This window comes from Cupriavidus campinensis (assembly GCF_905397395.1).
Taxonomy (GTDB): Bacteria; Pseudomonadota; Gammaproteobacteria; order Burkholderiales; family Burkholderiaceae; genus Cupriavidus; species Cupriavidus campinensis.
Genome location: NZ_CAJPVH010000002.1, coordinates 255004 through 264135, shown reverse-complemented (window position 1 = coordinate 264135; position 9132 = coordinate 255004). Strand labels below are relative to the sequence as shown.

Sequence of the window (9132 nt, the reverse complement as noted above, 5' to 3'; positions counted from 1 at the left end):
CGAACGCCTGGGCGAGGGTCGCGGCGGCATCGTCCAGCAAGGGGCAGTGGGACGGCACGGCGATGGCCACGCGCCTGGCGCCATGCGCACCGGCCTCCTGCGCCAGCGCCGCCACGCGCGCCATCGCCACGTCCGCCCCGGCGATGACGAGTTGCGTCGGCGCGTTGAAATTGGCCACGTAGACCGGCAGGCCGGTTGCCCGGACGCGCGCCACGATGGCTTCCAGCGCCGGCGCTTCCAGCCCGAGGATGGCGGTCATGCCGAAGCCCTCCGGGTAGGCGTCCGCCATCAGCCGGCCGCGCAGCGCCACCAGCCGCACCGCGTCGTCATAGGCCAGCGCGCCGGCCACCACGGCCGCTGCGTAGGCGCCAATCGACAGCCCGGCCACGGCCTCCGGCCGGGCGCCGTCCGCCATCAGTGCGCGCGCCGTGGCCACGCCCGCCGCCAGCAGGCAGAGCTGGACCGATACGGTGGATTGCAGGCTGTCGGCGGTGTCGAGGGCCAGCACGTCGTGGCCCAGCGCGTCGCTGGTCTGGGCGAGCGTCTCGTGCACGGCGCGATGATCGGGCAGGCCGTGGAGCATGCCGGGGCGCTGCGCCCCCTGCCCGGGAAAGGTCAGCAGCGTGCTCATGCCGCCTGCCACGGGTCCGCGCAGCGCACCGGGCCGGTGGCCGTCTTCAGCAGCACGCGGCCCCCGGTACGCAGGCGCTCCAGCAGGGCAAAGCCGCCGTGGGGCGTTGCGACCTGGATGTCGAGCCGCGCCTCCGTGCAGTCGTCGATCAGCGCCGCAAGCCATTGTTCGTCCGCCTGATCCAGCGGCGCGGCGGCGTCGATCAGCAGGTCCACATCGCTGCCGGGATGGAGCACATCGAGCCCGGACGCGAGCGTGAAGCCGGCCGCGCCGGTCACCCCCCATGGCAGGCCGCGTGCATCGAGCAGCGGAGCGATCCGCGCCAGCGTGCGCAGCGCCGGCAGCGCCAGCCGGCGCGGGTGATCCTGCCAGCGCGCCGCCCGGGCGATGGCGAACGGCGACATCACGCGGGCGCACTGGGACGCCTCGATCCACGTGCCATGGCGCTCCTCGCGCCGCCGGCCGCGCAGGCCCACCGGGATGCTGCTATCGCACGTCAGATCGCACGTCAGATCGCACGTCGGATCGCACGTCGGATCGCACGGCAGATCGCGCCGCACCACCACCGGCGCCACCGCCAGCCATGTGGCATCGACCCACGCCGGCAGCGGCTGGCTGGCCGCGAACGCCGGGGCGTCGCGCAGCCAGATCAGGTCGTGCGGCTGGAGTGGGAGGGGGAGCGGGGCGTCCGGCACGGGGTCATCCCTGCCACTGCCGGGCCAGCACCTCGCGCACCCGCGCGGAGGCCTGCCGGTTCTCGCCGCCCAGCCGGCTGCGCAGGTCGCGCTCGGGGTCGGCGTCGATATCGGCCAGCGCGGCTTCCAGCGTCGCGCGCACCGTGGTGACGTCACCGGCCTCGGGTGCCTCCGCCCGGGAGACCGGCACGCGCCGCCACAGCAGGCCCAGCGTGGCGTAGTTGTCGATGTCGTAGGCCATCGGCGGCACGGTGGCCGCGAAGGCTTCGAGGTCCTCCACGCTGCGCATGGTGATGCGTGCCGCCGCCTCCTTGCCCATCGCATGCACCTGCACGCCGGGGTCGGCCAGCGCGACGATGCGGTTGGCCTGATAGCCGTGCGCGAGGAAGGCGCCCGACATGGCCTTGCCCACCAGCAGCGCGATCACCGGATGCCCCTGCAGGCGCGCCGTGGCATAGGCATCCGCCGCGCTGGCCAGCGACTGGTGAATGCCGAACGCTTCCTCGCGCCGGCCGTAGGCCTGGCTCGGGGTGTCCACCACGGCGACGATGGCGCGCTTGACCGGCGCATCGCGGTCCGCCTGCACGGCGTCATGGACGGCGCGCGCGAGCGTCCAGCCCTCGCGCAGTCCCACCTCGCCCTGCCGGGCGCGCGGGAACGGGCTGGCGGCATCGGGCACCACGGCGATCCAGCGCACGGGCCGGCCCGCAAGCTCGCCATCGGCCACCTGGACCGAGGCCGGATAGTCCGCCAGGCGCGGTGCGCCCTGGCTCAAGGCGGCGAGCCAGGTGGCGCCGCGGGAGCTCGCTTGGTTCGTATCGGTCGATTCGGTCGTCATGATGGGTCTCCAAACACGGCGCGCACGGTGGCCGCATCGGCCTGCCGCGCGGGGTCATAGCCGGCCAGCCGCTGCAGATAGGACGCATACGCGGCACTGCGCGGCGGGGTGGGTGGCTGATTGGGCGGCTCGGCGACGAGTGCCGCCACGGTGGCGCGGATCGCCGCGCTGTCATCCTCGACGTAGCGGTCCGCCAGCCCGGTAGCGATGCGCTGCTCGCCGCCGGTCAGGCTCCAGATCAGCGGCCGGTCGCGCGAGTCGTACTCGGCAATGCCAGCCTCCTGCTCGATCACCGCCGGCCCGTTGAGCCCCAGCCGCGCCTCACGCGTGACCACCAGCGTGCTGCACAGCCCGGCCGCAATCGACATCCCGCCGAAACACCCCACCTGCCCCGCAATCACGCCAATCACCGGCTGGTAGCGGCGCAGATCGACGATGCCCGCGTGGATCTCGGCGATGGCGGCGAGGCCGAGGTTGGCCTCCTGCAGCCGCACGCCGCCGGTCTCGAACAGGATCACCGCGCGCGTGGGGGTGCCCTGTCGGTTGTCCTGCGCGGCCAGTTCCAGCGCGCCGGCAATCTTGGCGCCGCCCACTTCGCCCAGGCTGCCGCCCTGAAAGGCGCCTTCGATGGCCAGCACGACGGTGGGATGCCCGTCGATGGTGCCCTTGGCGACGATCACCCCGTCATCGGCCTGCGGCACCACGCCCTGACGCGCGAGCCAGGTCGAACTCAGGCCATCGAACGGCCCCGCCAGTTCGCGGAAGCTGCCGGGGTCCAGCAGCGCATGGGCGCGCGCGCGGGCGCCCAGTTCGACAAAACTCTCGCGCGACAGCAGTGCGGGCTGGCTCATGATCCCTCCTTGCCTTCATCCAGCGCCTCGAACGCCTCGGCCAGCCGCATGCCGACCACGCCCGGCGTGGCGCCGAAGTCGTGGATGCGGATGCGCATGGCGGCGCGCGGCTCGGCGCTGAAGACGCGCGTCAGCTGGGCGTCCCAGACGCGGCCATAGCCGTCCACCGAGGTGGTCACGTGGATCGAGGTCTTGCCGGCGTCGCCGGGCTCGATCATCACCTCGAGGTCGCCGGAGCCGACCACGCCCACCAGCACGCGCTGGCGGGCCGGCGCGCCGGCGGGATATTCGAACTGGAGTTGTTCCATCATCGGTCTCCGTGGGGGAGCGCCGGCCCGGTGGGCAGGCGATCGAGAAATAGTGTGGCGGCGAGCAGGTCGGCCGCGCCGCCGGGGGAGGCATTGCGCGCCAGCATGCCGGCTTCGAGCCGATGCAGCAGCCGCCGGCCCGGCAGCGTGCCGATGCCGCCCGCCGCCAGCACGGCGGCGGCGCCAGCCTGTATCGCGGCCAGCCCTTCGCGGCCGGCGCGGGCCAGCACGCAGGTATCGTCGAGCCCGGCCATGATCGCCAGCAGCGCGTTGACGCGCGCAGTGGGCTCCGCATCGCCGCGCGTGCGGCTGGCGCGCAGCGTCGGCAAACCCCGTTGCACGACATGCGGGAAGCCGGCCTCGGCCTGCCCGCGCGCGCCGCCAACCTGATAAGCCTGCCGCGCCAGTTCGCCCTTGTTGCCGGTGTGCGCGGGGCGATGCCGGTCTGGCAGCCGGGCGATGGCACCCGCCGCGTCGGCCACGGCGCGGGCATCGGCGCCGTCCGGCAGCAGTCCGGCGGCGCCGGCCAGCAGGCCCAGGCACCAGATCGCGCCGCGATGGGTGTTGACGCCGCCGGTGGCGCGCAGCATGGTCGCCTCCGCCGCGCGGCCCAGCGCGCCGAGGTGTTCGCGCAGGGGTTGATGAATGTGGGTGGCTTCCCGCCCCGCCGCCGCCATCGCCGCGAAGCCGCTGCGCAGGCTGCGCGCGGACGCCACCATCAGCGCCAGCGTCAGGTCGCGGTGCGCGCCGCTGCCGCGCGCATCCACCAGCCCGGGCTTGGGCGACAGCATCGCCTCGTCGATCAACACCGCTTCGGCCAGCGCGCCGATGGCGCCGGCGCGGTCTTCGGCGAGCGCAACTGCCTGTGCATGGAGTGCCATTACCAGCTCCGGAAACGTGCCGGCGGCTCGTACAGCCCGCCCGACCACTCGACCAGATCGGCCATGCTCTTGGCCGCCAGCAGCGAGCGCGTGGCATCGGCGCGATGCACGCCGAGGTCTTCCGGCAGCGCGATCAGCCCGTCGCTGCGCATCTGGCGCGTGGTGGCCGGGTCGTGGCGCATGCCGATCGGCGTGACGCCGGCCACCGCCGCGATCATCCGGCGGCGCTGCTCGATCGACGTCGCCTTATATAAATAGGCGATGCCTTCCTCGGTCAGCACGTGCGTGACGTCATCGCCATAAATCATCACCGGCGCCAGCGGCATGCCGGCATCCTTGGCCACCTGCACGGCGTCCATGGACTCCACGAAGGTCGGCTTGCCGCCCGCCTGGAAGGTTTCGACCATCTGCACCACCAGCTTGCGGCCCCGCGCGAGCGGGTCGTCAGTCTCGATCAGGTCGAGCCAGGCCGGGGTGGCGTGGCGGCGGCCGCCCGGCTGGTGGCCCATGTTTGGCGCGCCACCGAAGCCCGAAAGCCGGCCGCGCGTGACCGTCGAGGAATGGCCGTCGCCATCGATCTGGAGCGTGGAGCCGATGAACAGGTCCACCGCGTACTGGCCGGCGAGCTGGCAGAAGGCCCGATTGGAGCGCATCGCGCCGTCCGCGCCGGTGAAGAACACGTCCGGGCGGGCCGACACGTAGTTCTCCATGCCCAGTTCGCTGCCGAAGCTGTGCACGCTCTCGACCCAGCCCGACTCGATGGCCGGGATCAGCGTGGGGTGCGGGTTCAGCGTCCAGTGCTTGCAGATCTTGCCCTTGAGCCCGAGCGATTCGCCGTAGGTCGGCAGGATCAGTTCGATGGCGGCCGTGTTGAAGCCGATGCCGTGGTTTAGCGACTGCACCTTGTGCCGCTCGTAGATGCCACGGATAGCCATCATCGCCATCAGCACGTGCACCGGCTTGATCAGGCGCGGGTCGCGCGTGAACAGCGGCTCACAGAAGAACGGCTTGTCGGCCTGCACCACGTAGTCGATCCACGAGCCGGGGATGTCCACGCGCGGCAGGTCGGCCGGGTCGTCCACGATCTCGTTGACCTGGGCGATCACGATGCCGTCGCGGAACGCGGCGGCTTCCACCAGCGCCGGCGTGTCTTCGGTGCTGGCGCCGGTATAGAGATTGCCGGCGCGGTCGGCCTTGTAGCCGGCAATCAGCACGATTTGCGGCGTCAGATCCACATACAGCCGGGCGTACAGCTCGATATAGGTGTGGATGGCGCCGACTTCGAGCAGCCCATCCTCAAGGAACTGCGAGATCCGCACGCTCTGCGTGCCGGCATAGGCGAAGTCGAGCTTGCGCGCGATGCCGCGCTCGAACAGGTCCAGATGTTCGACGCGGCTCACGCTCGGAATGATCATGTGCAGGTCGTGCACGGTGGCCGGGTCTACCTCGGCCAGCGCACGGGACAGGAAGTCCGCCTGCTTCTGGTTGTTGCCCTCGAGCACCACGCGGTCGCCCGGGGCGGTCACGGCTTCGAGGAAGGGGACGATGTTGTCGGTGGCAACCACCTTGCCATCGGCCAGCCGGGCGCCAAGGCCCTGGCGGCGGCGCTTCTCAGCGCGGCGGGTGTCCCATTGGCGGGGGGTGGGGGAATCTGGCATCGCGGCTCCGGACATGCGGCATGACTGTCGATGTGGGCCACGATACGCCGGGTGCCTTGGTCGAACAATGACACCCGGCGGCGGATCGTTACGGTGAGAGAAATGATGAATGCGCCACTTCGCTCGGCTCGGGCTCGGCTCGACTAGTTGCCCGCAATGCCGTTAGGCGGATCGGGGGCGAAGCGGTTGAACACGTAGTCGCGGTTCTTCACCACGGTGTGGCAGGCGAAGCAGGCCTGCTGCTTGGCGGCGTCCGAGGGCTTGCCGTCGTCGAACTGCACATAGCCCCAGCCACCGGTGGCGGCGTACTTGGTCGAATCCCGGACCATGAACTGGAGGCCGTTCTTCGGGTGCCCGGCCACGTGGGACTGGGGCTTGCCGAAGGCTGCCGCGCTTTCCGCCAGCGCGTCGTAGCTCCAGGCGAGCCGGGCGATGATGGCGCCGTCGGGCAGCGGATACTTGCCGCTGCGCAGAGCGACGACCGCGGCCTCGTTGCCGAGGATGGCGCGCAGGTCATCGGTGGCGCCTTCCTCGCGGGCCACCGAGATCAGGGTCCACGCGCGGTAGCCGGGCGGGATCTTGTCTGGCACGGCCACCTTGCTGAGGTCCTGCGTGGCCCCCTTGGCGACCGGCCTGGCCGCCTGCATGCTGTCTTTCCCGGCGGCTTCCTCCGCCGTCTGCGCCAACCCAACGCCCGCGCCAGCCAAGGCCGTCACGGCCAGTGCCATCCCTACGATTTTTTTCATGGTTTGTCCTCCGGTGTGCAGGCGCTATCGTCACGTCAATCCGCCGCGCGGCTTTGATCGGGCGGGCGGATTTGTCCGGAATGAACGGGCTGACACGCGGGCGTCATACACGCCGTTTGCGCCACATCAAGCACTGAACTTTCTTAATCACCGCGCAAGAACTTTTACTTCCGCCGACCGGGCATTGCGGCCATCATGACCGCGTTCTCGAATCTGGCCAGGAAGAGGTAGGCGATGCGCGCCCATGGCATCCTGAATTCCGCGCGATGTGTGGTGATGGTGGTAGCGATGCTGGCGACGATGTTGGCGGCGATGGGCCTCGCCCCGGCGCTCGCCCATGCCCAGACCGGCCCCGCGTTCGGCATCGTGGGCGCCAACGTCCAGAAGCAGGCCAATGCGGTGCTCACGCTGATGTCGTTCGCCGTGGTGCCTGACCTCGCCTCCAGCTCGCTCTCCATCAGCAATACCAACACCGACAACCCCGCCCTGACGCTCTGGCAGCTGGGCGGCGGTTTCACCTTGAGCCAGTCGTTTCCGCTCTATCTGGAGGGGTCGATCGCCTACAACCGCTACGACCCGACCTTCGTGGCCTCCAACGGCCAGGAGACCCGCAAGCTGCCGGCCAAGTGGAATACCTTCGCGGGCACGGTGGGCGTCGGCTGGGATTTCCCGCTCATCGACAGCAAGGAACTGGTCTTCCGGCCGATCTTCAATGCCTCGCTCGGCCGGGTGGCCAGCGACCTCTCCGTCGCCAAATTTGCCGTGGAACACGTGACGGACCAGGAGATCGCGTTCCTGGACCATGGCGCGATGAACGCCTACGGGCTGGGCGGGTCCGTGATGCTGGACTGGGAAAGCCACCGCAACGAGCGCGATGTGGACGTGGAACTGCGCTACACCAACATCTACCTGCGCAGCTTTGGCACCACGGGTGGCATGGATGCCTCCGCCGCCGCCCAGACCGCCAGCCTCTACGCCCGCTGGCGCGCGCCCACCGGCCTGCGCGCGCTGGACCGCCCGGTGCGCTACGTGCTGGAACTGTCCCACTCGCACTACTTCGGCAATCAGGCTGGCGCGCTGGGCTTCGACCACCTGACCACGCTGGGCACCGGGCTGGAACTCGACACCAGCGCGCACGAGGTGTTCGTCACCCGTATCCGGGCCGTGGTGCGCTACGTCTTCGGCAACAACGTGCACGGCCTGTCGTTCGGGCTGGCGGCGAGCTTCTAGGCTCCCAGGCTCCCAGGGGCCGGGTTTAGAGCACGGCGGAGCGCTCGGCGGTCCGCGCTACTTCGAGGCGGTTGCCGCCGAGCGATTTGGCGCGGTAGAGCGCCTGATCGGCGGCGGCCAGCGCGTCGGCCAGCGGCGGCACCTCGGTCTCGAAGCAGGCCAGGCCGATGCTGACCGTGGCCGGAATGCCGATGCCGACACCGTGGGTACGGTGCGGGATGGTGCCGGCGAAGCGCGTGGCCACGGCCTCGCCCAGCGCCTGAGCGCGGCGCGCGTCGTCGCCGGTCAGCAAGGCGGCGAACTCCTCGCCGCCGATGCGCGCGAGCAGCGCGTGTGGCCCCACCACGCTCCGCGCGATTTCCGCGAACGACTTCAGCACCTGGTCGCCGGTCTGGTGACCGTACACGTCGTTGATGGCCTTGAAGCGGTCGAGGTCGAACGCCAGCACGGCCACCGGCCGGCTCCCGTCGCCACCGAAGAGGCGTTCGCCCTGCTCGAAGAACCAGCGGCGATTGCCGAGCCGGGTCAGATAGTCGGTCTGGGCTTCCTGCAGGAGCTGCCCGTGGGTCTCGTCCCGAATCAGCTTCAGCAGCGCCATCGGCAGGAGAACCGAGTACAGCACCCCTTCGTAGACCGTGAGCTTGCTGGCAGCGGCCTGCATCGCCGGCCCGTACATGGTCACCAGCCACGGCAGGATCAGGGCCCGCGCGACATAGACCACGGCATGGAGGCCCGTCACCACCACGATGATGTGGCGCGAACGGAGCGCCTTCATCGCCTCGCAACGCAGCATCTCGCGCGCCGTCATGGCGCTGATCAGCGCGATCGGCAGGGCGCTGACGTGGTTCCACATGGCGTCCAGGTGTTGCGCGCCCCAGCCGACCCACACCAGCGCGTCCACCAGCAGTATCCCCACCGACGCCGCGCGGTACTGCCGCCCGCTCAGCGAGGCGATACCGCCGAGGACCAGCAGGTAGCCGGTGAGGATGACGAGATTGCTGACCGCGGAGCCAATCGCCCCGGGCACGCTGCGCCGGACCAGCACCAGCGCGCAGCCGATGGCGAGCGTCGTGAAGCCGACCGCGAGAATCCGCAGCGTCCGGCTGCGGCGGGGATTGGTCCGATGCTCCCAGAACGTCATGCCGGCACTGGCCAGAAGCGTCCCGATGGCGAGGAGATAAAGGGTGAGGAGGTCGACGTACATCCCGAATGTAAAGACATTGCACCGACGCATCGCGCCGGCAGCCAAATTCTACGTGGGAAAGCCGGCTGCGGGCGGTGGCTGATGCGTGGC

The 9132-nt window shown here is 70.4% G+C and carries 10 protein-coding genes; 1 reads left to right on the top strand and 9 read right to left on the bottom strand.

Annotated elements, in window-relative coordinates; genetic code table 11:
- From KHO18_RS02710 to KHO18_RS02675, 8 genes are all read right to left on the bottom strand, one after another.
- Positions 1 to 631: ACP S-malonyltransferase (locus KHO18_RS02710; protein WP_211942742.1), on the bottom strand; the 631-nt coding region annotated here is incomplete at its 3' end.
- On the bottom strand, positions 628 to 1326 hold the full coding sequence (locus KHO18_RS02705; RefSeq protein WP_211942741.1) for a malonate decarboxylase holo-ACP synthase: 699 nt from the start codon (positions 1324 to 1326) through the stop codon (positions 628 to 630). The genes KHO18_RS02710 and KHO18_RS02705, both read right to left, overlap by 4 nt.
- A 4-nt stretch (positions 1327 to 1330) precedes the next feature.
- Complete coding sequence (mdcE, locus tag KHO18_RS02700) at positions 1331 to 2164, bottom strand: biotin-independent malonate decarboxylase subunit gamma (RefSeq protein WP_144197649.1); 834 nt, start codon at positions 2162 to 2164, stop codon at positions 1331 to 1333.
- Entirely contained in the window at positions 2161 to 3015 is an 855-nt protein-coding gene (locus KHO18_RS02695) for a biotin-independent malonate decarboxylase subunit beta (protein WP_144197648.1), read from the bottom strand. The genes mdcE and KHO18_RS02695 overlap by 4 nt, the downstream gene beginning before the upstream one ends.
- Complete coding sequence (locus KHO18_RS02690) at positions 3012 to 3323, bottom strand: malonate decarboxylase subunit delta (RefSeq protein WP_149139331.1); 312 nt, start codon at positions 3321 to 3323, stop codon at positions 3012 to 3014. The genes KHO18_RS02695 and KHO18_RS02690 overlap by 4 nt, the downstream gene beginning before the upstream one ends.
- On the bottom strand, positions 3323 to 4204 hold the full coding sequence (locus KHO18_RS02685; RefSeq protein WP_144197647.1) for a triphosphoribosyl-dephospho-CoA synthase: 882 nt from the start codon (positions 4202 to 4204) through the stop codon (positions 3323 to 3325). The genes KHO18_RS02690 and KHO18_RS02685 overlap by 1 nt, the downstream gene beginning before the upstream one ends.
- Positions 4204 to 5862 carry a malonate decarboxylase subunit alpha gene (mdcA, locus tag KHO18_RS02680; RefSeq protein WP_144197646.1) on the bottom strand — a complete coding sequence of 553 codons (1659 nt, stop codon included), beginning with the start codon at positions 5860 to 5862 and terminating at the stop codon, positions 4204 to 4206. Before mdcA ends, KHO18_RS02685 begins: the two co-directional genes overlap by 1 nt.
- Positions 5863 to 6005: 143 nt before the next feature.
- The gene (locus KHO18_RS02675) at positions 6006 to 6608 is read right to left on the bottom strand and encodes a cytochrome P460 family protein (protein WP_211942740.1); all 603 of its coding nucleotides are present in this window, start codon (positions 6606 to 6608) and stop codon (positions 6006 to 6008) included.
- A 276-nt stretch (positions 6609 to 6884) separates the two neighbouring features.
- Here KHO18_RS02675 and KHO18_RS02670 point away from each other — a divergent pair, with 276 nt between their 5' ends.
- Positions 6885 to 7838, top strand: a complete 954-nt coding sequence (locus tag KHO18_RS02670; protein ID WP_377731811.1) for a hypothetical protein — start codon at positions 6885 to 6887, stop codon at positions 7836 to 7838.
- A 25-nt stretch (positions 7839 to 7863) separates the two neighbouring features.
- Here the strand turns inward: KHO18_RS02670 and KHO18_RS02665 are convergent, their stop codons facing one another.
- On the bottom strand, positions 7864 to 9042 hold the full coding sequence (locus KHO18_RS02665; RefSeq protein ID WP_211942739.1) for a GGDEF domain-containing protein: 1179 nt from the start codon (positions 9040 to 9042) through the stop codon (positions 7864 to 7866).
- Between the last annotated feature and the right edge of the window lie 90 nt (positions 9043 to 9132).

What these genes read in the sequence shown, in the direction of transcription:
- KHO18_RS02690 (WP_149139331.1), bottom strand. Translation starts at nt 3,323, where the DNA reads ATGGAACAACTCCAGTTCGAATATCCCGCCGGCGCGCCGGCCCGCCAG.
- KHO18_RS02675 (WP_211942740.1), bottom strand. Translation starts at nt 6,608, where the DNA reads ATGAAAAAAATCGTAGGGATGGCACTGGCCGTGACGGCCTTGGCTGGC.
- mdcA (WP_144197646.1), bottom strand. Translation starts at nt 5,862, where the DNA reads ATGCCAGATTCCCCCACCCCCCGCCAATGGGACACCCGCCGCGCTGAG.
- KHO18_RS02685 (WP_144197647.1), bottom strand. Translation starts at nt 4,204, where the DNA reads ATGGCACTCCATGCACAGGCAGTTGCGCTCGCCGAAGACCGCGCCGGC.
- mdcE (WP_144197649.1), bottom strand. Translation starts at nt 2,164, where the DNA reads ATGACGACCGAATCGACCGATACGAACCAAGCGAGCTCCCGCGGCGCC.
- KHO18_RS02665 (WP_211942739.1), bottom strand. Translation starts at nt 9,042, where the DNA reads ATGTACGTCGACCTCCTCACCCTTTATCTCCTCGCCATCGGGACGCTT.
- KHO18_RS02695 (WP_144197648.1), bottom strand. Translation starts at nt 3,015, where the DNA reads ATGAGCCAGCCCGCACTGCTGTCGCGCGAGAGTTTTGTCGAACTGGGC.
- KHO18_RS02670 (WP_377731811.1), top strand. Translation starts at nt 6,885, where the DNA reads ATGGTGGTAGCGATGCTGGCGACGATGTTGGCGGCGATGGGCCTCGCC.